The sequence below is a fragment of the Flavicella sp. IMCC45537 genome (genome assembly GCF_057197705.1).
Genome location: NZ_CM170067.1, coordinates 2,345,911 through 2,364,742, shown reverse-complemented (window position 1 = coordinate 2,364,742; position 18,832 = coordinate 2,345,911). Strand labels below are relative to the sequence as shown.

Below are 18,832 nucleotides of genomic sequence, written 5' to 3'. Positions count from 1 at the left end.
GTATATTGCAGCTAGAACATAATTGAAAGAATATATATGAATTGGGAGCAATTGCTGTCTTTGAAAAGAGCAGGAGACACAAAAAAACGCGATAGGAATAAGCAAGATGAAACTAGACTTGGTTTTGAAGTAGATTTTGACAGAATTGTATTCTCATCTTCATTTAGAAGTTTACAAGACAAAACACAGGTGATCCCAGTTTCTGAAACTGATTTTGTACATACCAGATTAACTCATAGTATGGAGGTTTCCGTTGTAGGAAGATCTTTAGGGAGAATTGTAGGACAGAAAGTAATTGAAAAATATCCCCATTTAAAAGAATTGGGCTATACTTTTAATGATTTTGGTGCTATTGTCGCTGCTGCTGCTTTAAGTCACGATATTGGAAACCCTCCTTTTGGTCATAGTGGAGAAAAGGCTATTGGAGAATATTTTAAATCTGGAAAAGGGAAACAATATAAATCTCAGTTGACCTCTAAAGAATGGCAGGATTTTGTTGATTTTGAAGGGAATGCCAATGGTTTTAAAATATTATCAGAAGGAAACGCAGACTCAGGATTGAGACTTTCTTACGCCACGTTAGGTGCATTTATGAAGTATCCCAAAGAGTCGCTTCCAAAGAAACCAACAAAACATATTGTAGATAAAAAATACGGCTTTTTTCAATCTCAAAAAGAGTTTTTTAAAGATGTAGTGCAAGACTTGGGATTAAAGCCTTTGAGAATAGGGGAAGATCTTGCTTATAATAGACATCCACTGTCTTTTTTAGTGGAAGCTGCGGATGATATTTGTTATACGATTATTGATTTTGAAGATGGAATCAATTTAGGTCTAATTGAAGAAGAGTTTGCTCTTGAGTATCTAATAAAACTTGTGAAAGATACCATCGATATAAAAAAATACAATTCATTACAATTTAAAAAAGAACGCGTTAGTTACCTTAGGGCTTTGGCAATTGGAACATTGATTCAAGAGGCAGTGCGTGTTTTTATAGAAAATGAAGAGGCTATTTTAAAAGGAGAATATGGTGTTTCGTTATTAGATAAATGTAAATATGAAGCGCAAATAAATGATATTATTCAAATCAGTATTGATAAAGTATACAATAGCAATAATGTTGTTGAGAAGGAAGTGGCAGGGTATAAAATAATAGCAGATCTGTTAGAAGTTTTTATTTCGGCGACAAATAATATGTACGAGGGAGAGGCCTCTAACTATGATAAACTTATTTTTAAATTACTTCCGGAAAGTTATAGGAACCTTTCTGATTCAATTTATGATAGAATTATGATGATTTGTAGCTATATAGCTGGTATGTCAGATGGTTATGCTATATTGTTACACAAAAAAATTAGCGGAACCGCAATTTAATAGAATAGCTATGAAAAGGATATTAAGTATTGCTGGTGCGTTGTTGTTGGTTTATGTAATTTTTCAATTTAAAAATTACATAAAAGATCCGAAATTAAAACATATAGCGTATTTGGAGAATTCTCCATTTAAAAATACACTAAAGTTATCAAAGAAGGAGAGAAAAGCACAAGGTTTACCACCAAATAAATATTTTGAACGGGAATGGGAATTGTCAATGAACCCTGCTACCGGTAAACCTGAGCCTGAAAAAGTTTTAAAATTACAGCAAAAAATTCTCGAAAGAGGTCCTTTGCAAAAGGTTCCTGGAGATGCATTGGATAATAAATGGGTAGAAAGAGGTCCGAATAATGTTGGAGGTAGAACGAGAGTCTTATTGTTTGATCCTAATGATGCAACACATAAAAAAGTTTATGCTGGTGCGGTAAGCGGTGGCCTTTGGGTAAATCAGGATATTACAGATGAAGATTCTAAATGGACGCCAGTTTTGGGTGTGCCTAGTAATATGAACGTTTCATGTATTACCGTAGATCCTAGGAATAGTAATACTTGGTATGTAGGAACGGGTGAGCAATATACCTTTGGTGCTGCGGTAGGAAATGGTGTTTACAAAACCATCGACGGAGGAGCGAATTGGCAGCAATTAAATATTGTTACTGATGGACCAGGGGATTTATCTGGGGTTGGGATTGAATTGTTAGACGGTGTGTACTATATAAATGATATCGTAGCATGGGACAATGGTTCAAGTACAGAATTATTTGTTGGTGTAGGAGGGCATTACTATAATGACGCTAATGATCCTGGTAATATTTTGGGACCACAATCGGCGGGTTTATATAGATCTACAAACGATGGTGTTTCATGGAATCGTGTTACGGATTCTTCTTTATCTTATTCCGTAGGTAGTTTTACTTTTTATTTCATACCAAATGATATTGAAATTGGTGCTGATAATAAATTATGGATGGGGGGAATTGCAACTCCTGGATTTGGAACAACTGGAGCGGGTACTGTTTTTAAGTCTTCGGACGGAGAAACATGGGATTTAGTAACAACGTTAGCCAATTCCAATAGAGTTGAATTGGCGGTGTCAAATTCTGATGCTAATAAACTATATGCTCTAACTCAGGGGACTACTTCTAGCGGTCCTCATGTATTTGGAACAACCGATGGTTTTAGTACAGTTACAGAATTGTCAAAACCGAATGATGCTGATCCTGGTATTCCTGATAACGATTTTACGCGAGGCCAAGATTTCTATGACTTAATGATTGAAGTGGATCCAAATGACGATGATATTCTATATGTTGGTGGTATTAATTTGTTTAGATCTACGGATGGTGCTCAAAATTGGGACCAAATTTCAAAATGGCGCAGTGGCATAACGGGAAGTTTTCCGGTGGTACATGCAGATCAACATGCAATGACTTTTAGACCTGAAGCATCAAATGAGGCTGTTTTTGGAAATGATGGTGGTGTTTATTATTGTTCATCGCTTGCTACGGCAAATACAACAAGCGCTACTACAAATTCGGTGAATTCTGATTTTAATGTTACACAGTTCTATTATACAGCACTAGCACCAACGGCGGACAATGAATACTTTTTAGGAGGAACGCAAGACAATGGAACACCTTTTTTTGGAAATCCTAATAGTCAAAATTCAGAAGATATTTTTGGCGGAGATGGAGCCGCATGTTTTGTAGATCAAGTAGGTGAGTCCTATATGATCGTCTCATATCTTTATAATAATGCTTACAGATTGTATAATTTTATTTTAAATGAATGGAGAACGATAAATAGTGATTCTGAAAACGATGGTGACTTTATTAATCAAGCGGCTTTGGATTCGAATTTAGATATTTTATATACGAATGGTTCCTCAGGGGGCACTTCTAAACTTTATAGGTATTCTAATCTTTTAAATATTTCGTCTAACGGTTCAGCTCTTAAACGATCATTAACAGATCCGTTATTAATGAGTTCACCTACTGCAATTACGGTCTCTAATTATACCACCACAAGTTCTACTTTGTTAGTAGGAACTGAAACAGGAGAATTATTGAGAGTTACAAATGCAAATACAGATCCGGAATGGACAGATATTTCCGATTCTAATTTTTTAGGAAGTATTTCCGATGTTGAATTTGGTAATAATGAAAATGAAATCTTTGTTACTTTTCATAATTATGGCGTTTCTAGTATTTGGTATTCTAAAGATGGAGGAACTACATGGTCGGAAAAAGAAGGGGATTTACCTGATCTTCCTGTAAAAGCAATTTTGTCTAATCCGATAGAATCGAGCGAGGTTATTATTGGAACTGAATTAGGAGTTTGGAAGACTACTAATTGGAATGATGAAAACCCGAATTGGGTGCAGTCTTACAACGGAATGAGTGATGTGAAGGTTACAGATTTTGAATATAGGAAAGATGGGTATGCAGTTATGGCGGCAACATATGGAAGAGGCTTGTTCTCTGGTGTTTTTGGCGCTACTTCTCCAACATTTGCTTTGTCTGCTTCAGAAAGTTCTTTAAAAATTATAGAAACAAAACCAGTGACTTTTCAGGTTGCTTATCAGGTTTTTGCTGGGTTTGATGAAGAAGTATCCGTGCTGGTTTCAGGAAATCCGACAGGTTCATCAGTAACGATTAATCCAAATTCACCAATTTCAATGAATTCAAATGGTTCTTTTGAATTTACGGTTACTCCTTCCGATGAGTATGAAACAAGAACTTACTCTTTAGAAGTATCAGTAACTTCATCAGCTGAAACCAAAACGATAGGCTTTTTGCTAGAGGTAGATTTAGACATCGACAATGATGGAATTGATGCAAAAGATGATAATTGTATCGATGTTGCTAATCCTGATCAAACGGATAATGATAATGACGGAATTGGAGATGTATGTGATGATGATGATGATAATGATGGTGTTTTAGATTTTAATGATAACTCACCATTAGTTTCCAATCCAGGTCAACTAGATACTGATAGTGATGGAGAAGGAGATGCTAGTGATACTGATGATGACAATGATGATGTTTTAGATGTGGAAGATAACTGTCCATTAGTTTTCAACCCAGATCAACTAGATGTGGACGAAGATACTATTGGTGATATTTGTGATGATTCTATTGAGATTGATCCAATTCAGCCAAAAGGGTTCACACCTAATAATGATGGAATTAATGACAATTGGGTTATAGAAAAAATAGAGGAGATGTATCCAGATAATACTTTGGAAATTTATAATAGATCTGGCCAGTTGGTTTATAAAGCTCAGCCATATAAAAATGAATTTTCCGGAGTATCAAATACCTCAGGGAATATGCAAAAATTACCGGTAGGTTCTTATATGTATATTTTAAAATCAGGGGATCCTATTGCGGATTTTTATCCAGAGGCATATGTTAAAAAAGGTTGGATGTATATAAAATATTAAAGAGAAAGAGATGAATAAAATAAAACTACTACTTGTTTTTATGCTTTTTGCAGGTGTATTATATGCACAAGAAAATGCGCCTAATTATTTATTGTACCGATACAATATGAATATTTTAAATCCTGCTTATGCTGGGGTGTCTGAAAATTCAGAGGTTGGGTTAGGTTTTAGAAAACAGGCTACAGATTTTGATGATGCAGCTATAACGCAATATGCTTCCTTTTCCACTCCTTTAAAAAAGAATTTGGGTATCGGCGCTTCTTTGATTAATGATAAGGTGTTTATTACAAAGGTAACTAGTATTGTGGTAGATTTATCTTATAAGTTACAAATGGATGCTGTAACCAATTTGTATTTTGGTTTGAAAGCTGGTGGAGCTTTTCATAGTGTAGATTATAATTCTCTTGGAGTGAATGACCCTTTGTTTAGTAGTAATGAAAGTACTTTTAGCCCACAAGTTGGGGCAGGAGCCTATTTAAAAGGAGAAAAGTATTTTATTCATCTTTCTTCCCCAAATCTAATTTTATCAGAAATTCAAAGTCCGAAATTGGACAATACTGGGTCTATTATATCTGAAAGTGTTGAAGAAAGACTACATGTGTATTTAGGTGCTGGTTATACTTTCTCTTTAAATGAAAATATTGATTTGACACCTTCTGTCTTTTCTAGATTAGTAACAGATGAAGAGATGCTTTTAGATATTTCTGCCGTTGCCGATTTTTCTGAAAAAATTGAAGCAGGATTGACTTATAGATTAGATACTTCTGTGATTGGTTCGATTATGTTGAAAGTTGTAAAAAATACATCTTTTGGATATGCTTATGAGTCTGTAACCTCTGATTTTAGCGCTGTTTCTTCAGGAACTCATGAGTTTGTAGTAAGGTTCGTGTGGTAATTTAGAAGGAATATACAACCCCAACACCCAAAAGTTGTTTCAATTGTATTTCTGGTTTTCCTGTTTCTTTATCAACTACATCGTTATCAAATACTATATGGGTACCAATGTTTGCTTTGACAAATTTATTAACGATGAGTTGCAGTTTTAGTTCCCAATCCACATCGATATTGGAAAAGTCATTTAAATAATCTGTGTAGAGAATAAGTTTATTGTTCATCACGATATTTTCCATAAGATCATGTTTCCATTCTCCAGTGGTTAAGATTCCAAATTCTATTTTTGATCTTTCTCCTTTATTTACACCAAAAGCTCCTTGGTTGGAGAGTATTTCATCATACACAAGTGTTGTTTTATTGGTCAGAGGAGAAAGGTAAAGTTTAAAGGCTTTATCAGGAGAGGTGTATTGTGAACCTACCCCAAGAAAGATATAGGCAGGAGCAAAGAATTTTGAAATATAATCTTCTCTATTCGGATATTTATATCCGGGTGCATATTGCGTTCTAAAATTAAATCTTGCCGAATTGTACCAGTTTGAAGTAGCCGTTTTTCGATACCCAAAATTAGAGATAAACTCCAAAACATCATCGGTTTTTCTAGTGTCTTGGCCATTTTCTTTATTCAAACCATAGCGACTTTTAAAATGATTGTTCCAAAATAAACGATCTCTTTTATAGTTGAATTCAAAATCAACAGTAGTAATACCAGCAATGGAATTTTCACCACCGGCACTCCAGTTAACAAAGGCTGTTTGCGTCATTAATAACCCCAAAGTCTTCTTGAATGCCCATTGCGTACTCGTGATTTTTTCTTTTTTTACAGGCGTAAGAGAGTCTATTTCAACATGTGCAGAAACCGTTGCGGTAAAAAGCAGAAATATTGTTGTAAATAGGGCTTGTTTCATGGTTTAGAAAAGTCTAAGATATCAAAAAAAGTGCCAAATAGTTATAAATTTAATTTGATCTCAGTTTTAATACTTTCATTATCTAAATGTATTGATTTGAGAAGTTCAGTTGTGGATCCATGTTCTATAAACTCATCCGGAATTCCGAGTGTTTTAATTCTTTTGTTGTGATAATTGTTTTCTTGAGAAAATTCAATAATTGCACTTCCAAACCCTCCTTTAACGGCATTGTTTTCAATAGTCAGAATACGATCAAATTGGTTGAATATCTTTATCAAAAGTGATTTATCCAACGGTTTTATAAATAGCATATTGTAATGGGCTATTTTTTGCTCTTCTGATTCGGAGAAATCGTTGATAACTTCTGAGATTCTGGTTCCAACAGTTCCGATAGAAAGAATTGCTAGAGTGCTTCCCTCTTTTAAAATGCGTCCCTTTCCAATAGGAATTTCTTCGAAAGGGACTTGCCAATTTTCAATGTTTCCTTTTCCTCGTGGGTATCTAATTGCAATCGGGTTTTTTAGATGTCCTAATTGTACCGTATATAAAATGTTTCTCAAATCAATTTCATTTTGCGGTGCAAAAAGGATCAGGTTTGGAATACATCTCAGATAACTGATGTCAAATACGCCATGGTGTGTTGCTCCATCTTGTCCTACCAAACCTGCTCTATCGACACAGAAGATTACTGGAAGGTTTTGAATGGCTACATCATGAATAATCTGGTCATAGGCTCGTTGCAGAAAAGTAGAATAAATGGTGCAATAAGGAATTAGTCCCTGAGTAGCCATACCAGCTGCTAAGGTAACTGCATGTTGCTCCGCGATACCTACGTCAAAAGCTCTTTCGGGTAAGGCTTCAATCATGTATTTTAAAGAGCTTCCAGTTGGCATTGCTGGGGTAATACCTACAATGTTCTTATTCTGTTTGGCCAATTCTAATAAAGTCAGCCCAAAAACATCTTGGTACTTGGGAGTATTATTATGGTTTTGTTTTGGTAAAATTTCTCCTGTGCGCTTGTCGAATTTACCAGGAGCATGATATTTTATTTGTTCTTGTTCAGCTTGTTTGAGTCCTTTTCCTTTTGTGGTAACGATATGAAGAAATTTAGGACCCTTTATTTTTTTTAATCTTTCAAGTTCAGTTAAAAGTCCATTTAAATTGTGTCCGTCAATAGGTCCAGAATAATTAAAGTTTAGGGCTTCAATCATATTTCCTTTAGGAGCCTTTTGACCGATTTTTGCTTTCATCAAGTACTCTTTTAATGCGCCAACGCTAGGGTCAATTCCCATTGCGTTATCGTTTAAAATTACAAGTAAGTTAGCATCTGTAACTCCGGCATGATTTAACCCTTCAAAAGCCATACCTGACGCAATAGAAGCATCACCAATAACAGCTATATGTTGTGTTTCTAGATCTCCCTTAATTTTAGAAGCCATTGCCATTCCCAATGCTGCGGAAATAGAAGTTGAGGAATGCCCTGTTCCAAAGGAATCATACTTGCTTTCTTTTCTATTTGGAAATCCGCTCAAGCCATTGAATTGGCGATTGGTGTGAAATTTTGTTTTTCTTTCAGTTAAAATTTTGTGAGCATAGGCTTGATGTCCAACATCCCATATTAAAGAATCTTTTGGTGTATTGAAAACATAGTGCAATGCGATGGTCAATTCTATAACCCCCAAACTTGCCCCCAAATGTCCTTCTTTAGTGGCAACAAAATCAATAATTGCTTCTCGTAACTCTTTGGCAACTATGGGTAATTCACTAATGTGAATTTGCCTTAAATCGTTAGGGTTTGTTATGGTATTTAGTAATTTTTTTGTCATAATTTGAGCGAAACAAAGATACTATAATTTAATACAGTTTTATTCTTAGAACTTGCTATAACTTAAAGGAATTCTTTATTTTTATCTGCATTAATTAAAATATACTTGGGACTATGTTAAATCCTTTTGATGATACTTATTTTATGAAACGTGCTTTGCAAGAGGCTCAATTGGCTTTTGATAAAGATGAAGTTCCCGTAGGAGCCGTTATTGTAAGTCAAGATAAAATAATTGCAAGAGGACATAATTTAACAGAGGCCTTAAATGATGTAACTGCACATGCAGAGATGCAGGCTTTTACGGCTGCTTCTGATTTCTTAGGAGGTAAGTATTTAAAGGATTGTACTTTGTATGTTACGTTAGAACCTTGTCAAATGTGTGCTGGTGCCAGTTACTGGACTCAGATAGGAAGAATTGTTTTTGGTGCATCGGATGGTGTAAGAGGTTTTGAGAAATGTAAAACGGTATTGCACCCTAAAACAACCGTTACGAAGGGTGTTTTGGAAGAAGAATGTTCTTTAATATTGAAGCGATTTTTTATAGAAAAGAGAAATTTGAACTGATATGAAACTTAGTATTACTTACATAGAACTTAAACGTCCGATATATTTTTTTTCATTGTCTTTGCAAGCCATGAAAATTGTGAAACAGTTAAAATCAACGTCTTGTAAAAAGAATAAAAACCTTGGTTTTTGGAACAAGCATTATACTATGTCCTTATGGGAAGATGAAGATTCTATGAAAGAATTTGTTAGGAGCGGCGCCCATCTTGAAGCTATGAAAAATAGTTCAAAAATAGCGAAAGAAATAAAAGTTTTAACAATTGATAGTGATAGGTTTCTTCCTTGGAAAGAGGCAAAAAACAGAGTAACGAATCAGAAGAATATTTTAAGGTAGTAGCATTAGGAATCTTCTTTTTTTTCTTCTGGTCCTTGCATATTTTTAAATGAATATCGGGTTAAGTCTTTTCCTTTATATCCTATGTAAATGAATAGCGGAAGTAATACAAATGCTAAGACCAAAACACCTATTCCAATGAAAAATTCTGCTTTTTCTGCTTGGATACTTTGCATATAAAGTCCGCTACCAATTAAGCCGAGAACAATTAATAATATAAGTTTTAGTACTACCTTCATCTTAGTTTGTTACTTCAATTAATTTTCTTCTATAAGCTGTTAGTAATCTAGATTTAGAAATGAATCCCATATAGATTCCATTTTTTACAACGGGTAAATTCCACGCACCACTATCTTGAAATTTTTTCATGATTTCTTTCATGGTATTTTTTTCGTAGTCAATAATACCTTTAGAATTTTGCATCAATTCTTGTACGGTAACAGTTTCATAAAGAGTCTGATCAAACATAATTCCTCTAATATCATCCAATAAAACAACACCAAGATATTGATTTTTTTCATTGACTACAGGGAAGTTGTTTCTTGATGATTTTGCAACTGCCTCCTTAACAACATACCCAAGTTTCATTTCAGGTAACAGAGAGATGAAATTAGTTTCGATAACCTTGTCAATATCCATCAACATCAATACGTTTTTATCTTTATCATGAGTCATCAGCTCTCCTTTTTTTGCTAGTTCGGCAGCGTATATATTAAAAGGAATGTATTTTTTAGTGATCAGATATGAAATGGCAGCAGTGATCATAAGTGGAATAAATAATTCATGTCCACTAGTAATTTCGGCAATCAGGAAAATTGCTGTAAGTGGTGCATGAAGTACTCCTGCCATCAATCCTGCCATACCAACTAGGGCAAAATTTCCGGTTGATAATTGATGAGAAGAGATGTTTAAAGTGTTAAAAAACAATGCAAAAACAAAACCGGTTACACTTCCTGTAAATAAAGTAGGGGCGAAAACTCCCCCAACACCTCCAGCACCAAAAGTAATAGATGTTGCAACAATTTTAAAAACAACAAGACCTAATAAAAAGATAATAATCCACCAGTTGTTTTCAGTCACTATTTCAAAATAATTTTGTCCGAAAACTCCTGTTACGTTATTGTTTAATAGGTTATTGATGGTTTTAAAACCCTCACCAAATAATGGAGGTATAAAATAAACGATGATACCCAATCCGATACCACCAATTAATAATCTTTTGTACGGGTTTGTAACTTTAGCGAAAAAGTCTCCAATGATAAAATATATTTTACTGAAGTATACAGAAATCAATCCACAACTCACACCTAAGGCCACATAATAAATAGTATCAATCAGTGTGAATTTATCAGTAAGTTCAAATCTTAATATGGAGTTGTCACCTAAAAAAAAGTAAGAGGTTAGAATCGCTGAAATTGAAGATAATAATAATGGTATTAGTGAAACTAAGGTGAGGTCTAAACTAAAAATTTCAATTGCAAATACGATGGCCGCAATTGGGGCTTTAAAGATGGAAGACATGGCTGCCGCAGCTGCTGCTCCAATTAACAAGGTACGTGTACTTCTGTTCAGATGAAAAAGTCTAGATACATTAGAACCAATGGCAGCACTAGTTGCTACAGTAGGTCCCTCTAGTCCCACAGATCCACCGAACCCAACAGTTATTGGGGCCGTAAGTATAGAACTATACATTTTATAACGTTCCATAAGACCTTTCTTTTTAGATATCGCATGTAAAGTTGATGGGATTCCATGAGATACTCTATGTTTAATTACATGTTTAATCATCAGAAGGGTTAATAACAGACCGATGATTGGAAAGATGTAAAAAACAGATTGATAATTATGAACCTCCTCTTGAATAAGGTGGGTTAAGTTTTTTAGTGTCACGGCAGCTAAACCAGAAAGCAAACCAATAATTATACTAACAATGTAGATAAATTGTTGGCTTGTTAGATGTTTGTATTTCCAAATTAAAAATTTGGTAATCAGGTTTTTTTTCTGTGGTGACATATACTATTATCAATCAAAAATCCCACTTAGAAAAGTGGGATGTTATGTTTATGCTTGCTCGTTGTTTTCTTTTTCTATAATGTTTAATTTCAAGCTCAGTTCCGTAAGTTGAGCATCGTCTAAAGCCGCCGGTGCGTCAATCATTACGTCTCTTCCTGAGTTGTTTTTTGGGAAGGCAATGAAATCTCTAATGGTTTCTTTACCTGCAAGGATGGCTACCAATCTATCCAAACCGAAAGCCAAACCACCATGAGGTGGAGCACCATATTCAAAAGCATCCATTAAGAAACCGAATTGTGCTGCCGCTTCTTCTTCTGAGAATCCTAAATGTTTCAACATGATTGCTTGTGTAGCTTTGTCATGAATTCTAATAGATCCTCCTCCTATTTCATTACCGTTTAATACTAAATCGTATGCGTTTGCTTTAACGGCACCAGGGTCTGAATCTAATAATTCCAATTGACCAGGTTTAGGTGATGTGAAAGGGTGATGCATTGCATGGTAATGTCCTGTTTCTTCATCTAGTTCTAATAATGGGAAATCAATCACCCATAATGGAGCAAATTCTTCCGGTTGTCTTAATCCTAAACGTTCTGCTAATTCCATACGTAAAGCACTTAATTGAGCTCTAACTTTATTGGTATCTCCACATAGTACACAGATCAAATCACCAGGTTTAGCTCCTGTTTTTGCAGCCCATGCAGCCAAGTCTTCTTGATTGAAAAATTTATCAACAGAAGATTTGAAAGAACCATCTTCATTGTATTTAGCATAAATCATTCCGGTTGCTCCTACTTGAGGTCGCTTAACCCATTTGATTAATTTGTCTATTTCTTTTCTTGTATATGCGCCACCACCAGGAACGGCAATACCAACAACAAGTTCAGCGTCGTCAAATATTTTAAATTCTCTGTGTTTTGAAATTTCGTTTAATTCTCCAAACTCCATTCCAAAACGAATATCCGGTTTGTCATTACCATAAGTTTTCATGGCATGATCAAAAGTCATTCTTGGGAAATCTCCTATTTCAACATTGTTTATTTTTTTCAACAAATGACGTGTCAATCCTTCAAAAATATTTAAAACATCCTCTTGTTCAACAAAGGCCATTTCACAGTCAATTTGTGTGAACTCTGGTTGTCTGTCCGCACGTAGATCTTCATCTCTAAAGCATTTTACGATTTGGAAATATTTATCCATTCCACCAACCATCAACAATTGTTTGAATGTTTGAGGAGATTGAGGTAAGGCATAAAACTGACCTTCATTCATTCTAGAAGGTACTACAAAATCTCTAGCTCCTTCTGGAGTAGACTTGATCAAGTATGGAGTTTCAACTTCAATGAATTCTTCATTCGATAAAAAGTTACGAACTTCTTGAGTTACTTTAGATCTGAAAATCAAACTGTCTTTTACAGGGTTTCTTCTGATATCTAAATAACGATATTTCATACGCAATTCTTCTCCACCATCAGTTTCATCTTCAATGGTAAAAGGAGGAAGGTTCGCTTCGTTTAAAATAGTCAATTCAGAAACCAAAATTTCTATCTCTCCAGTGGCAATTTTGTCATTTTTAGACTGACGTTCAATTACAGATCCTTTTACTTGAATAACAAATTCTCTACCAAGAGTTTTGGCTTGTTCAATAATTGCTTTGTCTGTACGATCGGCATCAAAAATTAGCTGCGTAATTCCATAACGATCACGTAAATCTAGCCAAATCATAAAACCTTTGTCGCGTATTTTTTGTACCCAACCAGATAAGGTTACTTCTTGTCCAACATTTGAAATATTTAATTCACCGTTCGTATGACTTCTATACATCTATTAATTTATTTAGAAAGATAGGTAGTTTCCTATCTAAATGCGTTTAAAATTTGTTTCCCATTTGGGCTGTGCAAATTTAAGGATTTACTAGAAATAAGCTTAAGATTATCAATTGTTTTTATAAGTTTGTTAGAATCGTCTCATTGAGTTCTATAATATTTAGTTATGACAAATAAAATTAAAACAGGAGTCTTGTCTTTCGGTATGTCTGGGAGCTTGTTTCATTGCCCTTTTTTGAATATCCATGAACATTTTGAATTGCACAGTATTGTGGAGAGGTCAAAGAAAAAAGCGAATCTTGAATATCCTCAAATAATTAGTTTTGATTCTGTAGATGCTATGTTAGCCAGTGATGATGTAGAGTTGATAGTTGTTAACACGCCGAGTTCTACTCATTTTGAATTTGCAATGAAAGCCTTGAAAGCAAGAAAACATGTTCTTGTGGAAAAGCCATTTACAGCTACCGTAGAAGAAGCAAAATTATTATTGCAAGAAGCTCAGAGAAATAATTGTAGAATCTTCCCATTTCAGAATAGACGCTTTGATAGTGATTTTCTGTCAGTTAAAAACGTTGTTAACTCGGGAGTTATAGGGGATTTGATAGAGGTGCATTTTAGATATGATCGATATAATATTTTAATTTCAGATAATAAAACAAAAGAGACAGGCACACCTGCAAGCGGCGTTTTGTATAATCTTGGACCGCATGTTATTGATGCTGCTATTGCTTTGTTTGGTGTTCCAGAGAAATGGTCGAAAGTAAAGAACAAAATAAGACCTCATACTGAAATTGACGACTATGGCGCTTTTCATTTGCAATATAAAAGTGGGCTTCAGGTTTTTTTAACAGTAAGTTTGTTGGTGGCTGATGCGCAGAAATCTTTTGTGATTCATGGTAAAAAAGGATCTTTTGTAAAAGATAGAACAGATGTACAAGAGGATCAATTGAAAAGAAAAATGAGTCCAAAGGATAAGGGATTTGGAGTTGAGGTTGCCGGCTCTGAAGGTGTTGTAACGATTGTTGAAAATGGTGTGAAGAAATCAGAAAAAGTATCTGCAGAGGCTTCTAATTATTTAGCCTTTTTTGATGCTGTTTCCAATGCTATTAGAAATGAAGAAGAATTTATTGTTACCCAAGAGCAAATTTTAAAACAAATTGAAATTTTAGAAGGTTAGCTAATTCTAAGTAGCGCTTTCTCATTGTGCTTAAAAATGTTTGTTAACTTTGCAGTAAAATAAAACTCCTTGGAAGCAAAGCTATATTTAGTACCTACACCGATTGGAAATTTGGAAGACATCACTTTCCGAGCGATAAAAACATTAAAAGAAGTCGATTTGATTTTAGCTGAAGACACACGTACTTCAGGAAAATTATTGAAACATTTTGAGATCGGAACTCAGATGATGAGTCATCATATGCATAATGAGCATAAGATGGTGGATAGAATTGTGCAAAGAATACAATCAGGAGAGGCAGTTGCTTTGATTTCCGATGCTGGTACTCCAGCTATTTCTGATCCAGGTTTTTTATTATCTAGAGCTTGCGTTAAAGCGGGAGTATCTATTGAATGTTTACCCGGGGCAACGGCTTTTGTACCGGCTTTGGTGAATAGCGGACTGCCAAATGATAAATTTGTATTTGAAGGTTTTTTACCCGTTAAAAAAGGAAGGCAAACAAGATTATTATTGTTAGCCGAGGAAACTCGAACTATGATTTTTTATGAGTCACCTCACAAACTTTTGAAAACTTTAGGTCATTTTTCCGAATATTTTGGCTCAGAAAGACAAGTTTCTGTTTCTAGAGAATTGACAAAAATGTTTGAAGAAACAAAACGAGGAACAGTAGCTGAAGTAATAGAACACTTTTCAAAAAACACCTTAAAAGGAGAAATTGTTGTTGTGGTGGACGGTAAAAAATAGATTCATTTGAAAATAAAGCTATTTTTAAAGCACTGATATTTAGATGTTTTCTTGTTTATTGTAGGTTGGGTTTGATTTTTTTTAAAAAAAAATTAAACCTTTTTCATTGATAGGGGTCGAAATAAAAAACCACTAATCAAGATACAATGAAAAAAACACCCCTAAGAATTCTTTTAAGTGCGATTGTTTTATTCGCATCCTGTTCAAAAGAGGATACAACAGATAGTGAAATTCAAGGTGATCCTTTTGCGGAATTAAATTTACCAGATGAATATTTTAATTATGCAAACATTGCATTGCCGAACCATATAACTTCGAATGGATTTCCTGAGCTATTTCAATTCCAGGCGGTTACCGAGATTGACAATACTCCAAATGACAATCAAATAACCAACGCTGGTGCAACCTTGGGTAGAGTTTTATTTTACGATAAAAAATTAAGTGGAAATGGAACCATTGCTTGTGCTTCATGTCATGATGCTGCGCATGGCTTTTCTGACCCTGAAGTTTTGAGTGTTGGGTTTGAAGGCGGGTTAACACGTAGACATTCTATGGCGATTGTAAATGCCAGATTCAATGCAGGTGGAAAGTTTTTTTGGGATGAAAGGGCAGCAACTTTAGAAGACCAAGTACTGATGCCTTTTCAGGATGATGTAGAAATGGGGTTGACTCTAAATGAATTGGTTCAGATTGTTCAAAATCAAGATTACTATCGAATATTGTTTGAAGATGCTTTTGGAGATCAAACGATTTCAAGCGATAGAATTTCAAAAGCTTTGGCGCAATTCATTAGAAGTATGGTAAGTACAACTTCGAAATATGACAAAGCTAGAAGTGAAGTGACTTCTGCGATTGTTGACTTTCCTGGTTTTACAGATATTGAAAATCAGGGGAAAAGACTATTTTATCTGCCAAGACCACTTTCAAATGGTGTCAATGGAAATTGTGTTGGATGTCATCAGACAGAAGCTTTTATCGGTCCTTCGCGTACAAGTTTGGGGCCTTTAACAACTTTTACAACAACCAATGGATTAGATGCAGTATCTACCACTGATTTGGGGGTCAATGAAACTACAAAAAATGCAGCTGATATAGGGAAATTTAAGATTCCTTCTTTGAAAAATATCGCCATTAGACCGCCATATATGCATGATGGAAGATTTGCGACTTTGAATGAGGTTATTGAGCATTATAGTTCTGGAATTAAAAATCACGCGAATCTAATTTCACCTTTGGTAAATTCTGCTGGAGAAGTCGGCCAGTTTAATTTTACTCAAGACGAGAAAGAGGCATTGGTTGCGTTCTTAGAAACGTTAACAGATGATGATATGTTGACTGATGAGAAATATAGTAATCCCTTTGAATGATATGAAGCACGTGTTATATTTTATCCTAATTTTAACTGTTGTCAGTTGTTCTTCGGAGGTCGAAATTCAAAATGAGATACCTCCAGCAGAAGGGACTGCACCTAATATTTTATTCATTATTGCTGACGATTTAGGAAAAGATGCAATCAATGGATTTTCAGAAGGAAGCATCAAACCAACGACCCCTAATTTAGATGCAATTAGAACTTCAGGGATTTCGTTTGAGAATTTTTGGTCATATCCAACTTGTTCGCCGACTAGAGCAACCATTATCACAGGGAAATATGGTTATAGAACAAATGTAAAATGGGCAAATGATGCATTAGATCCTTCTGAAAAAATATTGCAAAAATATATAGCTGAGCAAACTTCAAACACATATACTTCAGCTATTGTTGGTAAATGGCATTTATCTGGCGGAGATACTTCAGTCAATCCAGAATCATTTGGATTAGATTATTTCGCAGGTCTCATTCGAGGTCAGCCTAAGAGTTATACCAATTGGCAATTGTACGAGAATGGTGCAAGTACAAATATGACAACATATATTACATCAGCACTTACGGATTTAGCAATTGATTGGATAGAAACCCAAGAAAAATCTTGGTTTATGTGGCTAGCATATAATGCCCCACATACTCCGTTTCATGTTCCACCGAATGGTTTACACACGCAAGGCGATCTTCCTGTTTTCTCGGAAGGAATGGATGAGATGCCCTATTATTTAGCTGCAATAGAGGCCATGGACTATGAAATTGGTCGATTGTTGGGAGCTATGACACAAGAAACAAAAGAGAATACTATAATTATTTTTATTGGAGATAATGGATCTCCGAATGAAGTAGCACAAAGTCCTTATAATTTTTTTACTGCAAAAGGCTCTTTAAATCAAGGTGGAGTAAATGTTCCGATGTTTATTTCTGGAAAAGGGATTTCCAATACAAGTACTAATTCAAGCTTGATTTCGAGTACAGATTTGTTTGCTACAATTGCAGACATAGCTGGCGTTTCTGTAGATGAAATTAATGATAGTAAAAGTTTTAAATCATTGTTGACAGCATCTGGTGTAAACGAAGCACGCAAGTATCAATATGCTGAAAAAGATGATGGTTTGAATAACTTGTGGGCGATAAGCAATGGGGCCTATAAACTTATTAAAAATGCAAATGGAGAGGAAGCGTTTTTTCATCTTTTGGATGATCCCTATGAACAAACCAATCTTTTGGATAGAGCTTTGACAACTGCAGAAACTGCTGCTAAAATAGATTTAGAAACTGAATTATCAACTATTAGAAACTAGAAAAAAGAACGCTAAGTGAAAACGTTTTCTAGTATCAATTAACTCAAATAGAATAAAATGAAAAAGTGTTTAAATGATTTAATCTTAATATTATTTGCTTCCATCGCTCTTTTTTCCTGTTCAAGTAATGAGGGACAAGAACCTGAAGCTTCATCTGAAACTGAAATTGAAACTCCTTCAGTTTTTGAAGGATTTGCAAATGCTCCTTCCAGTTCGTTGATTTCATCTGGTACCGTTGAAGTAATTACGGAAAATACAGTGCGGTATCATATCATAAATATTTCTGATAAGCCTTATACTGTTACTATGGTTGAAACCGAAAATACTGTGGTAATTGTTGATTTGGGGCCTGGAACAGTAGCAGGAAGTCAATTAAGGACGTATTTTGATGCAATTGCTAAACCAGGAGCTGTAATTATTACTCACAATCATAGCGATCATTATAGCGGAGCTGAGAGTTTTTCTGATTTTGATTTCTACGCACAAAGTGATGTTGCCATTCAGTTGAACACAAGTAGTAAATTTGGAGGATTGTATTCGAAAGGGGTTTTTGGGGTTCCCAATTCAAGGGAAATAGGTGATTTAATTTGGGTGTTTGATAAGGTTTCAAATGCTGAGACAGGGGAAAATGGTTACCTCTATAATGAAAGGCATAAAGCTTTGTTTGCTGGAGATTTAATATATAATTTGTGTCATCCGTTTTTAAGAGAATACACTCCGAACACTGGTGAAGACGAAATTGAAAATTGGATTGCTGGTTTGAATTTTCTTAAAAACCATTTTTCGAATTACAATCATATTTTTTCTGGCCATAACGGATCCCGTTCGGAGATTGCAACGGTGATTGAAGAAAATATAGATTATCTTCAAAACGCAAAAGGAATTATTAAAGGGACTCAAAATATTACTGGTGGTGTAAAGGCAACAACAAATCAAGATGTCATTGATGAGTTGCAAATTTTATTTCCAAATTATATGGAAGCAGGATTATTATGGTCACTTCCTGCAGCAATTGGTCCCAACGATACTGGTGCTGATTGGTTCTGAAAAAAAGATACAAAGTT

15 protein-coding genes are annotated in these 18,832 nt (G+C 34.8%); 10 read left to right on the top strand and 5 right to left on the bottom strand.

Annotated features, from left to right (window positions below):
- Positions 1-36: 36 nt before the first annotated feature.
- From AC2DGP_RS09740 to AC2DGP_RS09730, 3 genes are read left to right on the top strand one after another with little or no spacing between them, the layout of a single operon-like run.
- Positions 37-1,371, top strand: a complete 1,335-nt coding sequence (locus AC2DGP_RS09740) for a deoxyguanosinetriphosphate triphosphohydrolase (protein WP_484489867.1) — start codon at positions 37-39, stop codon at positions 1,369-1,371.
- 10 nt (positions 1,372-1,381) lie between these two features.
- Positions 1,382-4,819, top strand: coding sequence for a T9SS type B sorting domain-containing protein (locus AC2DGP_RS09735; protein ID WP_484489866.1), 3,438 nt, complete (start codon positions 1,382-1,384; stop codon positions 4,817-4,819).
- A gap of 10 nt (positions 4,820-4,829) precedes the next feature.
- On the top strand, positions 4,830-5,714 hold the full coding sequence (locus AC2DGP_RS09730) for a PorP/SprF family type IX secretion system membrane protein (RefSeq protein ID WP_484489865.1): 885 nt from the start codon (positions 4,830-4,832) through the stop codon (positions 5,712-5,714).
- A 1-nt stretch (position 5,715) separates the two neighbouring features.
- Here the strand turns inward: AC2DGP_RS09730 and AC2DGP_RS09725 are convergent, their stop codons facing one another.
- Together AC2DGP_RS09725 and dxs are read right to left on the bottom strand one after the other, a co-directional pair.
- Positions 5,716-6,618 (bottom strand): DUF3078 domain-containing protein, encoded by a 903-nt coding sequence (locus AC2DGP_RS09725; RefSeq protein WP_484489864.1) that lies wholly within the window; start codon positions 6,616-6,618, stop codon positions 5,716-5,718.
- A gap of 41 nt (positions 6,619-6,659) precedes the next feature.
- The gene (gene dxs / locus AC2DGP_RS09720; RefSeq protein ID WP_484489863.1) at positions 6,660-8,444 is read right to left on the bottom strand and encodes a 1-deoxy-D-xylulose-5-phosphate synthase; all 1,785 of its coding nucleotides are present in this window, start codon (positions 8,442-8,444) and stop codon (positions 6,660-6,662) included.
- Between the two features lie 113 nt (positions 8,445-8,557).
- On the opposite strand from dxs, the gene AC2DGP_RS09715 reads away from it, so the two are divergent.
- Positions 8,558-9,007, top strand: coding sequence for a nucleoside deaminase (locus AC2DGP_RS09715; protein WP_484489862.1), 450 nt, complete (start codon positions 8,558-8,560; stop codon positions 9,005-9,007).
- 1 nt (position 9,008) lies between these two features.
- Positions 9,009-9,341 (top strand): DUF3291 domain-containing protein, encoded by a 333-nt coding sequence (locus AC2DGP_RS09710; protein ID WP_484489861.1) that lies wholly within the window; start codon positions 9,009-9,011, stop codon positions 9,339-9,341.
- 5 nt (positions 9,342-9,346) lie between these two features.
- On the opposite strand, the gene AC2DGP_RS09705 is transcribed toward AC2DGP_RS09710, so the two are convergent.
- From AC2DGP_RS09705 to aspS, 3 genes are read right to left on the bottom strand one after another with little or no spacing between them, the layout of a single operon-like run.
- A complete protein-coding gene (locus AC2DGP_RS09705) occupies positions 9,347-9,580 on the bottom strand; it encodes a hypothetical protein (protein ID WP_484489860.1) in 234 nt (77 codons plus the stop codon).
- A gap of 1 nt (position 9,581) precedes the next feature.
- Complete coding sequence (locus AC2DGP_RS09700) at positions 9,582-11,354, bottom strand: chloride channel protein (protein ID WP_484489859.1); 1,773 nt, start codon at positions 11,352-11,354, stop codon at positions 9,582-9,584.
- Positions 11,355-11,402: 48 nt separating this feature from the next.
- Positions 11,403-13,178 carry an aspartate--tRNA ligase gene (aspS, locus tag AC2DGP_RS09695; RefSeq protein ID WP_484489858.1) on the bottom strand — a complete coding sequence of 592 codons (1,776 nt, stop codon included), beginning with the start codon at positions 13,176-13,178 and terminating at the stop codon, positions 11,403-11,405.
- Positions 13,179-13,346: 168 nt separating this feature from the next.
- Between aspS and AC2DGP_RS09690 the strand changes: the two genes are divergently transcribed.
- From AC2DGP_RS09690 to AC2DGP_RS09670, 5 genes are all read left to right on the top strand, one after another.
- Entirely contained in the window at positions 13,347-14,357 is a 1,011-nt protein-coding gene (locus tag AC2DGP_RS09690; RefSeq protein WP_484489857.1) for a Gfo/Idh/MocA family oxidoreductase, read from the top strand.
- Between the two features lie 69 nt (positions 14,358-14,426).
- Positions 14,427-15,101, top strand: a complete 675-nt coding sequence (gene rsmI / locus AC2DGP_RS09685; RefSeq protein WP_484489856.1) for a 16S rRNA (cytidine(1402)-2'-O)-methyltransferase — start codon at positions 14,427-14,429, stop codon at positions 15,099-15,101.
- Positions 15,102-15,247: 146 nt separating this feature from the next.
- Positions 15,248-16,468 carry a cytochrome-c peroxidase gene (locus AC2DGP_RS09680; RefSeq protein ID WP_484489855.1) on the top strand — a complete coding sequence of 407 codons (1,221 nt, stop codon included), beginning with the start codon at positions 15,248-15,250 and terminating at the stop codon, positions 16,466-16,468.
- Positions 16,440-17,768: a sulfatase-like hydrolase/transferase gene (locus AC2DGP_RS09675; RefSeq protein ID WP_484489854.1), complete on the top strand. Its 1,329-nt coding sequence runs from the start codon at positions 16,440-16,442 to the stop codon at positions 17,766-17,768. The genes AC2DGP_RS09680 and AC2DGP_RS09675 overlap by 29 nt, the downstream gene beginning before the upstream one ends.
- A gap of 57 nt (positions 17,769-17,825) precedes the next feature.
- Positions 17,826-18,815, top strand: a complete 990-nt coding sequence (locus AC2DGP_RS09670) for an MBL fold metallo-hydrolase (protein ID WP_484489853.1) — start codon at positions 17,826-17,828, stop codon at positions 18,813-18,815.
- The last annotated feature ends 17 nt before the right edge of the window (positions 18,816-18,832 follow it).